16 protein-coding genes and 2 tRNA genes are annotated in these 16,054 nt (G+C 72.6%); 7 read left to right on the top strand and 11 right to left on the bottom strand.

The window, feature by feature from the left end:
* Positions 1–27: 27 nt before the first annotated feature.
* The 6 genes from ACZ42X_RS05485 to ACZ42X_RS05460 form a co-directional block, all read right to left on the bottom strand.
* Positions 28–1,296: an HD-GYP domain-containing protein gene (locus tag ACZ42X_RS05485; protein WP_468284573.1), complete on the bottom strand. Its 1,269-nt coding sequence runs from the start codon at positions 1,294–1,296 to the stop codon at positions 28–30.
* Positions 1,293–2,801, bottom strand: a complete 1,509-nt coding sequence (locus ACZ42X_RS05480) for an HD-GYP domain-containing protein (protein WP_468284571.1) — start codon at positions 2,799–2,801, stop codon at positions 1,293–1,295. The genes ACZ42X_RS05485 and ACZ42X_RS05480 overlap by 4 nt, the downstream gene beginning before the upstream one ends.
* Before the next feature lie 132 nt (positions 2,802–2,933).
* Positions 2,934–3,245, bottom strand: a complete 312-nt coding sequence (gene rsrA / locus ACZ42X_RS05475) for a mycothiol system anti-sigma-R factor (RefSeq protein ID WP_468284569.1) — start codon at positions 3,243–3,245, stop codon at positions 2,934–2,936.
* Positions 3,242–3,898: a sigma-70 family RNA polymerase sigma factor gene (locus ACZ42X_RS05470; RefSeq protein ID WP_355362581.1), complete on the bottom strand. Its 657-nt coding sequence runs from the start codon at positions 3,896–3,898 to the stop codon at positions 3,242–3,244. Before ACZ42X_RS05470 ends, rsrA begins: the two co-directional genes overlap by 4 nt.
* 255 nt (positions 3,899–4,153) lie before the next feature.
* Entirely contained in the window at positions 4,154–4,804 is a 651-nt protein-coding gene (locus ACZ42X_RS05465; protein ID WP_468284566.1) for an alpha/beta hydrolase family protein, read from the bottom strand.
* A gap of 38 nt (positions 4,805–4,842) precedes the next feature.
* Positions 4,843–5,658 (bottom strand): SOS response-associated peptidase, encoded by an 816-nt coding sequence (locus ACZ42X_RS05460; protein WP_468284564.1) that lies wholly within the window; start codon positions 5,656–5,658, stop codon positions 4,843–4,845.
* Between the two features lie 130 nt (positions 5,659–5,788).
* Here ACZ42X_RS05460 and ACZ42X_RS05455 point away from each other — a divergent pair, with 130 nt between their 5' ends.
* The 4 genes from ACZ42X_RS05455 (at position 5,789) to ACZ42X_RS05440 (ending at position 9,361) form a co-directional block, all read left to right on the top strand.
* On the top strand, positions 5,789–6,502 hold the full coding sequence (locus ACZ42X_RS05455; protein WP_468284562.1) for a M50 family metallopeptidase: 714 nt from the start codon (positions 5,789–5,791) through the stop codon (positions 6,500–6,502).
* An 86-nt stretch (positions 6,503–6,588) separates the two neighbouring features.
* Positions 6,589–7,908, top strand: a complete 1,320-nt coding sequence (aroA, locus tag ACZ42X_RS05450; protein WP_468284559.1) for a 3-phosphoshikimate 1-carboxyvinyltransferase — start codon at positions 6,589–6,591, stop codon at positions 7,906–7,908.
* Positions 7,909–7,912: 4 nt separating this feature from the next.
* Positions 7,913–8,926 (top strand): ribosome small subunit-dependent GTPase A, encoded by a 1,014-nt coding sequence (gene rsgA / locus ACZ42X_RS05445; protein ID WP_468284557.1) that lies wholly within the window; start codon positions 7,913–7,915, stop codon positions 8,924–8,926.
* A 105-nt stretch (positions 8,927–9,031) separates the two neighbouring features.
* A complete protein-coding gene (locus ACZ42X_RS05440) occupies positions 9,032–9,361 on the top strand; it encodes a DMT family transporter (RefSeq protein ID WP_361419442.1) in 330 nt (109 codons plus the stop codon).
* On the opposite strand, the gene ACZ42X_RS05435 is transcribed toward ACZ42X_RS05440, so the two are convergent.
* Positions 9,253–9,903 (bottom strand): TetR/AcrR family transcriptional regulator, encoded by a 651-nt coding sequence (locus tag ACZ42X_RS05435; protein WP_468284555.1) that lies wholly within the window; start codon positions 9,901–9,903, stop codon positions 9,253–9,255. The genes ACZ42X_RS05440 and ACZ42X_RS05435 overlap by 109 nt on opposite strands.
* A gap of 120 nt (positions 9,904–10,023) precedes the next feature.
* Between ACZ42X_RS05435 and hisN the strand changes: the two genes are divergently transcribed.
* A complete protein-coding gene (hisN, locus tag ACZ42X_RS05430) occupies positions 10,024–10,824 on the top strand; it encodes a histidinol-phosphatase (RefSeq protein WP_468284553.1) in 801 nt (266 codons plus the stop codon).
* A gap of 160 nt (positions 10,825–10,984) precedes the next feature.
* Positions 10,985–11,392: a CBS domain-containing protein gene (locus ACZ42X_RS05425; protein WP_361419451.1), complete on the top strand. Its 408-nt coding sequence runs from the start codon at positions 10,985–10,987 to the stop codon at positions 11,390–11,392.
* Between the two features lie 117 nt (positions 11,393–11,509).
* Here the strand turns inward: ACZ42X_RS05425 and ACZ42X_RS05420 are convergent, their stop codons facing one another.
* On the bottom strand, positions 11,510–12,961 hold the full coding sequence (locus tag ACZ42X_RS05420; RefSeq protein ID WP_468284551.1) for a catalase: 1,452 nt from the start codon (positions 12,959–12,961) through the stop codon (positions 11,510–11,512).
* 143 nt (positions 12,962–13,104) lie between these two features.
* Here ACZ42X_RS05420 and ACZ42X_RS05415 point away from each other — a divergent pair, with 143 nt between their 5' ends.
* Positions 13,105–13,521 (top strand): Fur family transcriptional regulator, encoded by a 417-nt coding sequence (locus tag ACZ42X_RS05415; RefSeq protein ID WP_468284549.1) that lies wholly within the window; start codon positions 13,105–13,107, stop codon positions 13,519–13,521.
* A gap of 142 nt (positions 13,522–13,663) precedes the next feature.
* Here the strand turns inward: ACZ42X_RS05415 and ACZ42X_RS05410 are convergent.
* The 3 genes from ACZ42X_RS05410 to ACZ42X_RS05400 form a co-directional block, all read right to left on the bottom strand.
* Positions 13,664–13,737: transfer RNA gene (locus ACZ42X_RS05410), tRNA-Met, on the bottom strand.
* Between the two features lie 90 nt (positions 13,738–13,827).
* Positions 13,828–15,744, bottom strand: a complete 1,917-nt coding sequence (locus ACZ42X_RS05405; RefSeq protein WP_468284547.1) for a tetratricopeptide repeat protein — start codon at positions 15,742–15,744, stop codon at positions 13,828–13,830.
* A gap of 212 nt (positions 15,745–15,956) precedes the next feature.
* Positions 15,957–16,030, bottom strand: a tRNA-Met gene (locus tag ACZ42X_RS05400).
* Positions 16,031–16,054 lie beyond the last annotated feature (24 nt).

Here is a 16,054-nt window from a genome sequence, read left to right as displayed (position 1 = left end):
GTCGGGCGCCCGCTCATTACCCATGGGTTACCCAGCTGCGCGACCGGTGACGCAGCCCCGGGCCACCACTCTGGCCAGGGCTTCCACCACCGCGGGGTGGTAGTCGCGCGCGGTGCCCAGCCGGAGCTGTTCCAGGGCGGTGAGGGATCCCTGGGCGGTTTCCCCGGCCAGATCGTCGTACGCGTTGACGGCGCGGACGATCCGCGCGGGCGGCGGCTGCTCCCGGTAGGGGTCGGCCTGCCGCTCCACGACGACCGCGACGGCCGCCGGGACGCCGGTCTGGCGCACCACGGCCCCGCCGAGGAGGGCGATGCGCCGCTGCTCGGCGGCCGGGAGGAGGGCGGTGGCCCCCTCCGGTACGGGGTCTACGAGGGACAGCTGTCCGATGTCGTGCATCAGCGCGGCGTACTCCAGCACGGTCAGGTCGGGCTCAGACAGGCCCAGCTCCCGCCCTACGGCGAGGCTGAGCGCCGCCACCCGGTGGGCATGTCCCGGGGTCGTGTACCCGGCGATCTCGGTGGCACGCGCGAGGGAGGCGATGGTCTGGCGGTACGTCGCGCGGACGGCGGCGTACCGGCGGAAGGACAGCTGGGTGAGGAGCAGGGGTACGCAGAAGAGGGGAAGCGCCCACAGTCCGGCGGCCGCGACGGCGAGGGCGATGACGGCGCCGGTGGCGCACACCGCGGAGCCGACGCCGAGCAGGGCGCGCAGTTCGTCGCGGAGGAGGGGCCCGTACCGGTAGCCCGTGCGGGCGCGCAGCATGAGGGCGGCGAGGACGGCGTCGCACAGGGCGGTCAGGACCAGCAGGAGCACCAGGAACAGGGCGTAGAAGGGGCCCTGTCCGACGGTCTCGTCCAGTCGTCCGGAGTTGTAGAGGGGCTGGAAGCAGACGGCGGCGAACGCCGTGGTCAGCACCCGCCGGGCCAGGTGGTCCAGCGCCGGCCCGCAGCCCCGGGCCACGTGCGGTACGGCTCCGACGAGCGCCCCGGCGAAGACGACGGCGATCGTCTGGAGGACCCCGTGGGTGGAGGGCCGCCCGGCGGACTCGCCGAGCAGGGCGTACGCGAGGGCTCCGGCGGCGCCGAGGGGCGCGGCTTCCCGGCCCCAGGGCTCCGCGAGCACGGGCCCGGCCGCCACGCCGGGCCGGGCGGTCCAGCGGGCGAGCTCCCCGACGGCGATGAGCAGGCCGAAGGCGAGTGCGGTGCCGGGCTCGGCGACGCCGTGCCACAGCGTCCAGGCGAGTCCGGCGGCGGTGAGCGCGGCGGCGGCCGCGTGGGCGGCCCCGAGCGCCCTCACCGGGCCCGGCCCCGCGCGTCGCGGCCCCGCGCGTCGCCGTCCCGCGCGTCGCCGTCCCGTGCGTCGCCGTCCCGTGCGTCGCCGTCCCGTGCAGCGGCGTCGGGCACGTCCTCGGGCGCCGGTTCCGGGGGGCGCGGCCGGTCGCGTGGTGGAGGGACGTTTCGGCGCGCCGGGTCGCGGGAGTCGTCGGCGGTGACCGCCGGCTCCCAGCCGTGCCGCTCCAGCGCCCGCACCAGGGCCCGTACCATCCGGGGGTCGAACTGCGTGCCCGCGCAGCGCTCCAGCTCCGCCAGCGCCGTGGCGACCGGCCGCGCGCACCGGTAGGAGCGGGTCGACGTCATCGCGTCGAAGGCGTCCGCGACGGCCACCACGCGCGCGAACTCGGGGATCTGGCGGCCGCGCAGCCCGTACGGGTAGCCGCTGCCGTCCATCCGTTCGTGGTGGTGGAGGATCGCCGCCCGCGCCTCGCCCAGGAACCCGATGCCGCGCACCATCTCGTGCCCGTACTCCGGGTGCAGCTCGATCACCCGCCGCTCCTCCGGGGTCAGCGGTCCGTCCTTGCGCAGCACCCGGGTCGGCACGCCGAGCTTTCCGACGTCGTGCAGGATCCCGGCGAAGCGGATCACCTCCAGGCGCGCCTCGTCCATGCCCAGTTCGCGGGCGATCAGCACCGACGCGTGACCGACGCGCTCGCTGTGGCCGCGGGTGTAGGTGTCCTTGATGTCGACGGCCTGGACCAGCGCCCGGATCGTCGCCTGGTGGGCGGCGCGCTCGCGGTGGACTTGCGCGAACATCCAGCAGGAGACGTACATCGGCAGCAGCACGAAGAGCGCGGCGGGCCAGCCGTACGGGCTGCGCCACAGCACGGCCATCATCAGCCCGGCCAGCCCGTGCACGGCGTGCGGCGCCAGCGAACGCGGCAGCAGCCCGCGCCAGGCGCTGCGCACCGGCAGGCGTTCGGCGGTGGCGAGGATGCCGCCGTCGAGGGCGGTGAGGACGAGGCAGAAGGCGAGCGCCGAGAGGCCGGCGGGAAGCAGGACGCACGGGAAGCCGGGCGCGGCCGACAGGGCGTCGGGGCCGCCGCCGACGGCGACCGCCGTCTGCGCGGCGGCCCACGCGGCCGCCCAGGCGGCGATGGCCAGCCGTGCGGCGCGCCAGATCCGGCGAGGGGTGGCGGGCCGGTGCTCGACGGGGGCGGCCAGCGCCCCGGGCACGGCCACGAGGGCGGCCGCGGCGGGTGGCAGCAGCAGCGCGGCGGCGAGCAGGACGGGGAAGAACGACCCGGCGCTCACCGGTACGGCGGAGCCTCCCGGGACGTGCCCGGTCGCGCGCCCGGTGACCGACCACCGGGCGGGCCACTCGCAGAAGGCGTAGAGCGCGGCGAGGAGCACGACCGCGCCCCAGGGGGTGTCGGCGGCCGGGTCGAGCGCGGGCAGCACGCACGCGGAGGCGCACAGCACGGCACCCGCGATGTATGCCCACGCCCCCACCGGAATGCCCGCCACCGTTTCCGCCTCCCGCCGGCCCTCCGAATCGAGCGCCAGGCTACGAGCCGGTGCCCTCCCGGTGGCGGCGGACGGAATCGATTAGCCCCTTCGGGTGACCAAGCCGCGCGGTCGCGCGCGGTCGACCCGGGCCTACTCCTGGGTGGCGGGGGCGGGCCCGGCGGACACGTCGTGGTCGGGCACGGCCTCGCCCGCGCGGATCAGTTCGATGCGCCCCATGACCTTGGCCCGCAGGTCGCTCGGTACGTCGTCATGCCCGCAGCACCGCTTGACCAGCTTCTTCACGGCCTGTTCGAGCCCGTACTTCTCGAGGCACGGGGAGCACTCCTCGAAGTGCACCTCGAACTTGGTGCAGTCGCTGTCGGGCATCTCACGGTCGAGGAACTCGTAGAGATGGTCCAGGACCTCTGCGCATTCCGTCTCGTGCGGCTCTCCGCAGCTCATGAGCCCGAGCCTTTCCCGTTGTTCGACGACTCTCCGGCGCCCGCGGGGACCAGGCCGCGTTCGCGGGCGTAGTCCTCGAGCATGCCGCGCAGCTGGCGGCGGCCACGGTGCAGTCGGGACATCACCGTACCGATGGGTGTCCCCATGATGTCCGCGATCTCCTTGTACGCAAAGCCCTCTACGTCGGCCAGATACACGGCGATGCGGAACTCCTCCGGGATGGCCTGGAGGGCTTCCTTCACATCGGAGTCGGGCAGGTGGTCCAGCGCCTGCGACTCGGCGGACCGCAGACCGGTGGACATGTGCGACTCGGCGCGGGCGAGCTGCCAGTCCTCGATCTCCTCCGCGGCACTGCGCTGGGGCTCGCGCTGCTTCTTGCGGTACGAGTTGATGAAGGTGTTGGTGAGGATCCGGTACAGCCAGGCCTTGAGGTTCGTCCCCTCCCGGAACTGGTGGAAGGACCCGTACGCCTTGGCATACGTCTCCTGGACCAGGTCCTCGGCGTCGGCCGGGTTGCGCGTCATGCGCAGGGCCGCCGAGTACATCTGGTCGAGGTAGCCGAGGGCGTCCCGCTCGAAGCGCGCGTTGCGCTCGGACTCCGTCTCCTCGGGGCCTTCGTTGGTCCCTGTGTCGGTCCCAGTGACCGGACCCACCTCCTCCAGCGCTGTGGCGAGACCGAGTGCGGACCCGCTCGAATCGGAGAATAGTCGACCTTCCGGCGCCAGTCCCTTCAGATTCGGTCCGCCCGATGCCCGGACAGGGACGGTCCTGGCCGCGGGAAGCACGGTCCAGTCCAGCTCAGTGGCCTCGGAGCGGCTCGGGCAGCTGATCGAACCCATGCGACGGACTCCCTCTCCTGGCTCTGCTCTCTACACCGACGCCCGTCACAACAACGCCCCGGCCGCTTCTCATTCCCGCAGGCCACTCACCCACGTCCCGACCGCCCCGGTGATGACCGCGAGCGCCTCCTCCTGGGTCACCGCCGCCCGCTTCGGCACGGCGAACCCGTGGTCCCCGTAGGGGACCTCCACGAGCTCGTACCGCTCTTCGGGCCCTGCCTCCGGGAACTCCGCCGGCCTGCCGAAGGGGTCGTTGCCGCCTTGGACGACGAGGGTCGGCACGCCCGCGCCGAGGAGCTCCTGTGCGCGGGAGCTCTCCGGCCTGCCCGGCGGGTGGAGCGGGAAGCTCAGCGCGAGGACGGCGCGGGCGCCCAGCTCACCGGCGGTGCGGCAGGCGACGCGGGCCCCGGCGCTGCGCCCGCCGGCCACGATCGGCAGGCCGGGCACGCGCAGGGCGGGCCAGAGGTCCCGCCAGGCGGCGTCCAGGGTCTTGGGCGCGGGGGCGAGCTTCTTCCCGGCGACGCGCCACGGCTGTTCGACGAGGGCGACGGTCGCCCCGGCGGCCGGCAGGCTCGCGGCGAGCGCCCGCAGGTCCCGCGCCTCGACACCGCCCCCTGCGCCGTGGCCGAGGGCCACGACGAGGCGGGCGTCGCCCTCGGCGGCGTACCAGGTGATACGGGCGTCGCCGACGCCGGTCGGCACGATCTCACTGTTGGTCACGGTGCCATGGTGCCAAGCCGGGGTCTGCAACCCGGTCCTCAGAAGAGGGTTTCCTCCACCGGGCCGGGCAGCTCCTCGATCAGCTCGGGGCCGTTGTTGCGGACGTTGCTGACGGCGGGCGTCACCGGATAGGCCCGCATCAGGCCGGCGGGCGGCGGCGTGAGCAGCGAGCGCAGGTCCTCCGCCTCCGTGCGGGCCGGGTCCAGCCAGGCGTCCCAGCGGTCGGGCGTCAGCATCAGGGGCATGCGCGGGTGGATGTCCGCCAGCGAGCGCGGGCCCTCTGCGGGGGCCACGCCCAAGGGGTCGGTGTCCGCCTCCGTGGTGATCACCGAGCAGGTGGCCCACCACGCCTGCGGGTGGTCGGGCGGAAGGGTGGGGTCGCGCCAGAACTCGTACAGTCCCGCCATCGCGAAGACCGAGCCGTCGGCGGGCGTGACGAAGTACGGCTGCTTGCGCGTGCGCTTGCGCTTGCCCTGCTCCTCCAGCTGCCGCTCGTCGGCGCCGGTCACCCACTCGTAATAACCGTCGGCGGGCAGGATGCACCGGCGCGTGGTGAAGGCCTGCCGGAAGGAGGGCTTCTCATGGACGGTCTCCGCCCGCGCGTTGATCATCCGGGCGGCACCCTCCGGGTTCTTCGCCCAGGACGGGACGAGCCCCCACTTCAGGGCCCTCAGCTGCCGGACCGGGCGCCGGGAGTCCGCCCCCTTGAGGGGGCGTTCGAGGACCGCATAGACGTCCTTGGTGGGAGCCACGTTCCAGTCGGCGTCCAGGGTCTCCTTGGGATCCCACTTCTCGACGCCGAAGAGACCCGTCAGGTCCTCGGGCCTCCGGCTCGCCGCGTACCGTCCGCACATCGTGTGACCACCCCTCCTGTGTGTGCGGATACGAGCCTAGGGGGCGTGCGTTACGGGCGGGGCTTGAGTCCGCGCCCGCCGGACGCGGAGGATGCTCCGTACGCCCACGACTCCAGGGAGCCGCCCCACCATGGACAGCACGAGCCTCGCCGCCCTCTGGGACCGCCTGATCGGTACCCAGCCGGCCCCCGACAGGTGGCTCGTGATCGCCACGGCCGTCGCCGCCCTCGCCGTCACCGCGCCGCCCGGGATATGGCGCTTCGCCCGCAACGCCATCACCATCGCCCACGAGGGCGGCCACGGCCTGGTCGCCCTGGTCAGCGGCCGCCGCCTGCAGGGCATCCGGCTGCACTCGGACACCAGCGGCCTGACCGTCAGCCGCGGCAGGCCGACCGGGCTGGGCATGATCCTCACGGCGGCCGCCGGCTACACCGCGCCGCCCCTCCTCGGCCTCGGCGGCGCCTGGCTGCTGGCGGCGCACCGCGTCACGCTGCTGCTGTGGGTGGCGACGGCGCTCCTCGCGGCGATGCTCGTGATGATCCGCAACGCGTACGGGGCGCTCACCGTGATCGTCACCGGCGCGGCCTTCCTGCTGGTGTCGTGGCTGACGGGACCGGACGTCCAGGCGGCGTTCGCGTACGGCGCGGTGTGGTTCCTCCTTATGGGCGGTGTACGCCCCGCCTTCGAGCTCCAGGCGAAGCGGCGGCACGGCGGGGCGCCGGACTCGGACGCCGACCAGCTCTCGCGGCTCACCCACGTACCGCCCGCTCTGTGGCTGTTCTTCTTCCACACGGTGTCGGTGTGCTCGCTGATCGGCGGGGGGCGCTGGATGCTGGGGCTGTGAGCACCGCGTTCGGCCCGCCGGTCAGCTGATCATGAGAATCCGGCGCAGGTGACCTCTGGCCATAGGGCCCGTCTAAAGTGAAGGGCATGACCGATAGCAGCCCCGTGCCCTCCGATCTCTGGCCCGCTCCCCACGCGCGCGGAGCCGTCGACGCGACCGTCACCGTGCCCGGGTCCAAGTCGGTCACCAACCGCGGCCTGGTCCTCGCCGCCCTCGCCTCCGAGCCCGGCTGGCTGCGCCGCCCGCTGCGCTCGCGCGACACCCTGCTGATGGCCGAGGCCCTGCGCACCCTGGGCGTCGGCATCGAGGAGGGCGTGGGCCCCGACGGCACCGGCGAGCGGTGGCGGATCATCCCGGCGGGCCTGCACGGCCCGGCCACCGTCGACGTCGGCAACGCCGGCACGGTGATGCGCTTCCTGCCTCCCGTCGCCGCGCTCGTGGACGGCCCGGTCCACTTCGACGGCGACCCGCGCTCCCACGAGCGGCCGCTGCACGGCGTGATCGACGCCCTGCGCGCCCTGGGCGCCCGCATCGACGACGACGGGCGCGGCTGCCTGCCGCTGACCGTGCACGGCAGCGGGGCCCTGGACGGCGGCCCGGTGGAGATCGACGCCTCCTCGTCCTCGCAGTTCGTCAGCGCCCTGCTGCTGTCCGCGCCGCGCTTCAACCAGGGCGTCGAGGTCCGGCACACCGGCGCCAAGCTGCCGTCCATGCCGCACATCCGGATGACCGTCGACATGCTGCGCGCGGTCGGCGCCCAGGTCGACGAGCCGGAGACGGGCGGCGAGCCGAACGTGTGGCGGGTCTCCCCCTCCGCGCTGCTCGGCCGCGACCTGACCGTCGAGCCGGACCTGTCCAACGCGCAGCCGTTCCTGGCCGCCGCCCTGGTCACCGGCGGGCGGGTCACCATCCCCGACTGGCCGTCCAGCACCACCCAGCCCGGTGACGCGCTGCGCCGGATCTTCACCGAGATGGGCGGTTCCTGCGAGCTCACCGAGCAGGGCCTGACCTTCACCGGTACGGGCGCGATCCACGGCATCGACGTGGACCTGAGCGAGGTCGGCGAGCTCACGCCCGGCATCGCCGCGGTCGCCGCGCTCGCCGACTCGCCGTCGACCCTGCGCGGCGTGGCCCATCTGCGCCTGCACGAGACGGACCGCCTGGCCGCGCTCACCAAGGAGATCAACGAGCTGGGCGGCGATGTCACCGAGACGGCGGACGGCCTGCACATCCGTCCCCGCCCGCTGCACGGCGGCGTCTTCCACACGTACGACGACCACCGCATGGCGACGGCCGGTTCGATCATCGGCCTCGCCGTCGACGGCGTACTGATCGAGAACGTGGCGACGACCGCCAAGACCCTGCCGGACTTCCCGCAGATGTGGACCGGAATGCTCGAGGCCTGACGACATGCGCCGCTACGGCAAGCACACGGACGAGGACGACATCCGTTCGCGGCCCAACCGCAAGGGCAACCGTCCCCGCACCACCATCCGCCCCAAGCACGAGGACGCGGCGGAGGGGATGGTCCTGACCGTGGACCGGGGCCGGCTGACGTGCCTGGTCGACGGCCGTACGGTCATGGCGATGAAGGCCCGGGAGCTGGGCCGCAAGGCCGCCGTGGTGGGCGACCGGGTGTCGCTCGTCGGTGACCTGTCCGGCACGAAGGACACGCTGGCCCGGATCGTACGGATCGAACCGCGCTCGTCCGTCCTGCGCCGTACGGCCGACGACGACGATCCGTTCGAGCGGGTCGTGGTCGCCAACGCCGACCAGCTGGCCATCGTCACCGCCCTCGCCGACCCCGAGCCGCGGCCCCGGCTGGTGGACCGCTGCCTGGTCGCGGCGTTCGACGGCGGCCTGGAGCCGCTGCTGGTGCTGACCAAGTCGGACCTCGCCCCGCCCGAGAAGCTGCTGGAGCTGTACGGCGCGCTCGACATCCCGTACGTCGTCACCAGCCGCGAGGAGCTGTACGACGGGCACACCGCCGCCGACCGGGTGCGCGAGTACCTCGCCGGCCGCACCACCGCGTTCGTCGGCCACTCGGGCGTCGGCAAGACGACCCTCGTCAACGCGCTGGTGCCGGAGGAGCGGCGCAGGCTCACCGGTGACGTCAACGCCGTGACGGGACGGGGCCGGCACACCACCACCTCGGCGCTGGCCCTGCCCCTCGACCGCGCGGACGGATGGGTGATCGACACCCCGGGCGTGCGGTCCTTCGGGCTGAACCACGTCGATCCGTCCCGGGTGATCAACGCCTTCCCCGAGCTGGTGCCGGGCACCGAGGGCTGCCCGCGCGCGTGCAGCCACGACGAGCCGGACTGCGCACTGGACGAGTGGGTGGCCGAGGGCCACGCGGATCCGGCGCGGCTGTACTCGCTGCGGCGACTTCTCGCCACGCGTGAGCGACGCGAAGGCGACTGAGTCGCGCACGTTTGCGTTTCCCGCCGCCCGGCGAGTGCATAATCGCACCAAGTCGGACCAAGTCCGACGAAGCAGTCACGGATCACCACGGACGCGGGAGGCACTGTGAGGACGGCGTGGCTGCTGGTGATCGTCGCCGGTTTACTCGAGACGGGTTTCGCGGTCTGCCTCAAGCTCTCGCACGGGTTCACCCGGCTGTGGCCGACGGTCGCCTTCGCCTGTTTCGCGCTCGGCAGCTTCGGCCTGCTGACCCTCTCGCTGCGGAAGCTGGACGTCGGCCCGGCCTACGCCGTGTGGACCGGCATCGGAGCGGCGGGGACCGCCATCTACGGCATGATCTTCCTCGGTGACCTGGTATCGGTGCTGAAGATCATCTCGATCACGCTGGTGATCGTCGGGGTCATCGGCCTCCAGCTGTCCGGCTCCTCCCACTGAGGTGCGACGACGTACGACAGCGCGAGGCGTACGAGCAGCTCGCAGGCGTCCCGGTCCACGCCCGGGCCCGCCGCCTCGCCCAACCGGTCCCGCACCGCCGCCACCAGCTGTCCGGGCGCCGGGGCCCCCGCGTCGGCGCGGCGCTGCGCCGGGGGACCCGGTACGCGCGTACGGCGGCGAGCGGAGCCCGGCACGGGAAGCCGTTCGCTCCAGCAGCCGGTGAGCAGGGCGCGCAGGAGGGGTCTCGCCCGGGCCTCGCGGACGGTCCATTCGGTGAGCGAGAGGAACCGGTCGACGGGGTCGGTCCGTTCTGTGGGGTCGGTCCGTTCGGCGAGGATCCGTTCGATGCCGCACAGATACGCGTCGGCCTCGTGCCGCACCAGGGCACGGGCCAATCCCTCCTTGCTGCCGAACTCGTTGTAGAGGGTCTGCCTGGACACCCCGGCGGCCGCCGCGACCTCGACCATCCGGACCGCCGGCCAGGGCAGGTCGGCGAGCGCCGCAAGGGCGGCGTCGAGCAGGGCGTCTCGGGCAGTGGGCATCGTCGCCTCCCAGACCAGCGGCTCAGCACCAGGCGGCTCTGCGCTCAGAGTTGACGGGTGGCCACGCACTGTCAAGACTCCCTGCGGAAGGCGCCGGTCCGCCGGGATAGAGTGCGGGCCATGGCCGATTACCACGATGATCTGCGTCTTGCCCACGCCCTCGCGGATGCCGCCGACGCCGCCACCATGGACCGGTTCAAGGCGCTCGACCTCAAGGTCGAGACCAAACCGGACATGACGCCGGTGAGCGAGGCCGACCGGGCCGCCGAGGAGCTGATCCGGGGCCAGCTGCAGCGGGCGAGGCCGCGCGACGCGATCCTCGGCGAGGAGTACGGCGTCGAGGGCACGGGCCCGCGCCGCTGGGTGATCGACCCGATCGACGGCACCAAGAACTACGTCCGCGGCGTACCCGTGTGGGCGACGCTGATCTCCCTCATGGAGGCGGGCGAGGGCGGCTTCCAGCCGGTGGTGGGCGTGGTGTCGGCCCCCGCGCTCGGGCGCCGCTGGTGGGCGGCGAAGGGGCTGGGCGCGTACACCGGGCGGAGCCTGTCGTCGGCCACGCGCCTCCACGTGTCGAAGGTGGCGGACGTGTCCGACGCGTCGTTCGCGTACTCCTCGCTCAGCGGCTGGGAGGAGCAGGGCCGTCTCGACGGCTTCCTGGACCTCACGCGTGCGTGCTGGCGTACGCGCGGCTACGGCGACTTCTGGCCGTACATGATGGTCGCCGAGGGTTCGGTGGACATGTGCGCGGAGCCGGAGCTGTCGCTGTGGGACATGGCGGCGACCGCCATCGTGGTGCAGGAGGCCGGCGGTGTCTTCACCGGCCTGGACGGGAAGCACGGCCCGCACAGCGGGAACGCGGCGGCGTCGAACGGCCTGCTGCACGAAGAGCTGCTGGGGTACCTGAACCAGCGTTCCTGACGACCGCCGACGCGCACGGAGCGTCGTGGCGTATGTGCGCCAGGTGATGCAGACCCCTTGTTGCGGCACTGTTCGGCTGCCACTCTGAGAGTCCCCCCACTTGTGAACTTGTGAATCCGTTCTCGAAGAGACGGTTCACCCCAAGGAGGTGGCTCCATCCATGCTCGTCCGTGACGCCATGAGCACGGTGGTCCTCACCATCGGACCCGCGCACACACTCCGCCAGGCGGCCGCCCTGATGGCGGCGCGCCGCGTCGGCGCGGCCGTCGTCCTGGACCACGACACCAGCGGCCTCGGCATCCTCACCGAACGCGACATCCTCGTATCCGTCGGCGCCGGCCAGAACCCGGACCTGGAGACCGCCGGCGCCCACACGACGACCGACGTGGTCTTCGCCGCACCGGAGTGGACCCTGGACGAGGCCGCCACCGCCATGGCGCACGGCGGTTTCCGGCATCTGATCGTGCTGGACGGCACCGGCCCGGTCGGCATCGTCTCCGTACGCGACATCATCCGCTGCTGGGCGTCGCCCGTACGGCGGCGCGAGGCGGCGGCCGTCCTGGCGTAGGCCCCTGCCGGCAGGCGGCCGACGGGCACTGACAGGCGGCCGAAGGCACCGACAGGCCGGAGGGCCGGCCCCCTGCGGGAGCCGGCCCTCTTCCTACGACAAGCGATCCAGTGCTGTTCAGCCGCGCAGGGCCTGGACCGCGGCCTCCAGCCGCTTGCCGAAGTCTCCGTCGGCCTGACGGAAGTTGTTGATCGCGCGCTCGACGATGTCGTCGCGCGAGACCTTGGCGATGAAGCCGGAGAGGTTCTCGATCAGGCGGTTCTTCTCGTCCTCCGACATCAGCCGGTAGAGGTTGCCCGCCTGGACGAAGTCGTTGTCCTCGGCGTGGACGGGCGCCGGCTGCTCGCCGGTCGCGCCGGTCACCTGGATCGGCGCCCACAGCGGGCGGTCGATCTGGTGCGGGCCGCCGAAGCTGTTCGGCTCGTAGTTCTTCGCGCCCTTGTGGCGGCCGTCGTACAGGAAGCCGTCACGGCTGTTCGTCCGCGCCTCGGTGGCGTGCGGGCGGTTCACCGGCAGGTGGTCGGCGTTGATGCCGACGCGGTAGCGGTGGGCGTCGCCGTACGCGAAGAGGCGGCCCTGGAGCATCTTGTCCGGCGACGGGCCGATGCCCGGCACGAAGTGGGCGGGGCTGAAGATCGACTGCTCGACCTCGGCGAAGATGTTCTCCGGGTTGCGGTTGAGCTCCAGCTTGCCGATCTCGATGACCGGGTAGTCCCCGTGCGGCCACACCTTGGTCAGGTCGAACGGGTTGAAGCGGTACGTCGCGGCGTCGGCGGCGGGCATGATCTGTACGCCGACGGTCCAGGACGGGTACTCGCCGCGCTCGATCGCCTCGCGCAGGTCACGCTGGTGCGAGTCCGGGTCCTCACCGGCGAGCTTGTTGGCCTCGGCCTGGGTGAGGCACTTGATCCCCTGGTCGGTCTTGAAGTGGTACTTGACCCAGAAGGCCTCGCCGGCCTCGTTGTTCCACTGGAAGGTGTGCGAGCCGAAGCCGTCCATGTGGCGGTACGAGGCGGGGATGCCGCGGTCACCGAAGAGCCAGGTCACCTGGTGCGTCGACTCGGGCGACAGGCTCCAGAAGTCCCAGACGTTGTCCGCCTCCTGCGAGCCGGTGTACGGGTCGCGCTTCTGGGTGTGGATGAAGTCGGGGAACTTGATGGCGTCCTTGATGAAGAACACCGGGGTGTTGTTGCCGACGAGGTCGTAGTTGCCCTCTTCGGTGTAGAACTTCAGCGCGAAGCCGCGCGGGTCGCGCACGGCGTCGGCCGCGCCGAGGTTGCCCGCGACGGTGGAGAAGCGGAGGAAGACCTCGGTCTCCTTGCCGATCTCCGAGAGGAACTTCGCGCGGGTGTACGGGGTGACGTCCGCCGTCACCTTGAAGGTGCCGTACGCACCGGCGCCGCGCGCGTGGACCACGCGCTCCGGGATGCGCTCGCGGTTGAAGTGCGCGAGCTTCTCCAGCAGCAGCTGGTCCTGGACCAGAACCGGACCACCGACGCCCGCGGTCTCGCTGTTCTGGTTGTCGGCGACCGGCGCGCCGGCCTCCGTGGTAAGCGGTCCCTGCGTCACGTGCGCCTCCTGCGTCATTCCTGCAAGTCCTGTCCCTTGGCTAATGCCGTTCCCGATCCTACAATGGACATTGTCTAAGTCAAGTGTCTATCCAAAGCCACACCCGTTCGGGACTGAGTCCCCTCCCTGTTAGGCTGGTCTGCATGAGCGACCTGTTGGAACGACTGCGCGGACGCGGCTGGCGTATGACCGCGCAGCGCCGTGTCGTGGCCGAGGTCCTCGATGGCGAACACGTCCATCTGACGGCTGACGAGGTCCACGCGCGCGCGGTGGAGCGACTCCCGGAGATCTCCCGAGCGACCGTGTACAACACGCTGGGTGAGCTGGTGTCACTGGGTGAGGTCCTGGAGGTCTCCACGGACCGCCGCGCCAAGCGGTACGACCCGAACGCCCACCGCCCGCACCACCACCTGGTCTGCGCGCAGTGTGGCGCGATCCGCGACGTGCACCCGTCCGGTGACCCGCTGTCCGACCTGCCGGACACGGAGCGCTTCGGCTTCACGATCTCGGACGTGGAGGTCACGTACCGCGGCGTGTGCCCCAGCTGCGCGACCGCCTGACCCGTCCTGACTGGTCTTTGACTCGTCTTGCTGAAAAGGCCCCCCGGAGAACCGGGGGGCCTTTTCGCATGGCGGGCGACGGGCGTGACGCGCGCACATGCCGAAGGCCCGGATCCATCAGGATCCGGGCCTTCGGTTTCAGTAGCGGGGACAGGATTTGAACCTGCGACCTCTGGGTTATGAGCCCAGCGAGCTACCGAGCTGCTCCACCCCGCGTCGTTGAACTCAACCTTACGGGACGGCGTGGACCAGTGCAAATCCATAAGCGGGCCTTGGGGAGTGACCCGCGTTACGCGACCGGTCGCGCTACGCCGTGAGCTCCTGGTGCAGCGCCTCGCTGAGCCGCGCCGCCCGCTCGGCCACCTCCGCCGGGCCCAGCTCCACCGCGCGCGTGCACCAGCGGCGCCCCTCGGCCAGCTCGCCCCGGCGGGCGGCGAGCAGCGCCAGGCGCAGGGCCGCCCGGCCGTGCCCGGCGCGGGCGGCGCGGGTCCACCACAGGGCCGCCTCGCGCTCGTTCCCGTCGCGGGCGAGGAGCAGGCCGAGGTTGAAGGCACCGTTCCGGCTGCCCGCCTCGGCGGCCACCCGGTACCACCGGGCCGCCTCGGTGGTGTCGCCGCGCGCGGCGGCGAGCATGCCGATCCGCACCTGGGCGCGGCGATGGCCCTGCTCGGCCGCCCGCTCGTACCATTCCTCGCACTCGCTCTTGGCCGCCTGCGGCTCGCCCAGCGCGGGCGCGCCCGGCGGCGGCTGGCGCGCGTCGAGGACGCTGGCCAGGCGGAACGCCGCCTCGGCGCTGCCGCCGCCCGCGGCGATCCGCAGGTGGCGCTCGGCCTCCTGCTCGTCGCCGTCCCGGAGCTTGGCGATGCCGACCTGGAGCGCGGCCTCGGTGTGGCCGGCCGCGGCGGCGCGCTCGTACCAGGTCAGCGCCGTACGGTCGTCGTCGCGGCCCGCGTAGAGGATGCCGAGGTTGAAGGCGGCGTCGACGCTGCCCGCCTCCGCCGCCTTGGAGAACCAGGGCTCGGCGCCGTTCGGGTCGCCGCTCTGGAGGAGCAGGATGGCGAGGGCGTTGGCGGCCTCGCGGTGGCCGGCGTAGGCGGCGCGGCGGTACCACTGCTCGGCTTGGGCGACGCGGTTCTGCGCGGCGTACAGCAGCCCGAGGTTGTACGCGCCGTTGACGTCGCCCGCGTCGGTGGCCGCGCGGTACCAGCGCTCAGCGGTCTGGTGCTCGCCGCGGGCGGCGTGCAGGGCGCCCAGCGCGTTGGCGGCGTTACCGTCGCCGTCCTGGGCGGCGCGCAGCCACCACACGGCGGCGCTGTCCTCGTCGCCGGCATCGCGCAGCAGGAAGCCCAGCGCGCAGGCGGCGCGGGGCTCACCGTCCTTGGCGGAGGTGAGGTACCAGCGGCCGGCCTCCTTGAGCTCGCCGCGCTTTTCGAGGATGGCGCCGAGGTGGAGCGCGGCACGGCGGTGCCCGCGTGCGGCGGCCTGCCGGTACCACTGCTCGGCGGTCTCGGTCGCGGCTCCGGCGCTGAAGCGGGTGCCGGTTCCGGCACTGAAACGGGTGCCGGTGCCGGCATTGAGGCGGGTGCCGGTGCCGGTGCCCGTGCCCGTGCCGGTACCGAGGCGGGTGCCGGTGCTGGGGCCCGTGCCGGTCGCGGTGGCGCCGTCGCCCTGCTCCTCCGCCTTGCGCTCCAGGGCGCGGGCGAGGCGGTAGGCGGCCTCGCGGTGGCCCTGTTCGGCGGCGGCACGCAGCCAGCGCTCGGCGCCGACGTCGCTGCGGTGCTCCAGCAGGTCGGCGAGGGCGTACGCGCCGAGGGCGTGGCCCTGCTCGGCGGACTGGCGCAGCCAGTACTCGGCGGCGGGTTCGTCGCCGCGCTCGCGGTGGTAACGGCCCAGCGCGTGTGCGGCGGCGGCGGAGCCGGCCACGGCGGCGATGCGCCACCAGCCGGCGGCCTCCTCCGCGTATCCGCGCTGGTGCAGCAGGACACCCAGGTTGTTGGCGGCGGCACGGTCGCCGTCGGCGGTGGCCGCGCGCAGGTACGGCTCGGCGCCGTCGAGGTCGCCGCGGCGCAGCAGCATGGCTCCGAGGATGCTCATCGACGCGGTGTCGCCGTCGTCGGCGGCGCGGCGGTGCCGTGCCTCGGTCTCGACGGCGTCGCCGGTCTCCGCACCGTCCACAAACCGCCCTGTTTCCAAAAGCGTTGCCCTGTCCCCCATGAATTCCATCGTCGCACCACCCGCAAACCGCGTACACCTGGTATACCGCAGCCAGTGAGGTCACTTCAGCGTTTTGTCGACATGCCCACAGGGAGACAAGTCAAACACGAGTCACTCCAACTGCCCCCACCTGGCCGCCGCTTGGCGCGTCGTACCGTCGCGTATTCCCCCGGCACACACCAAGGGCCCGGATCTCGAAAGATCCGGGCCCTTGACTTCAGTAGCGGGGACAGGATTTGAACCTGCGACCTCTGGGTTATGAGCCCAGCGAGCTACCGAGCTGCTCCACCCCGCGTCGGTGAAACCACAGTATCACGAC

The sequence above is a fragment of the Streptomyces sp. NPDC030862 genome, assembly GCF_055571835.1.
The sequence above is the reverse complement of the archived record's forward strand: the minus strand, read 5'-3'. Positions and strand labels throughout refer to the sequence as shown.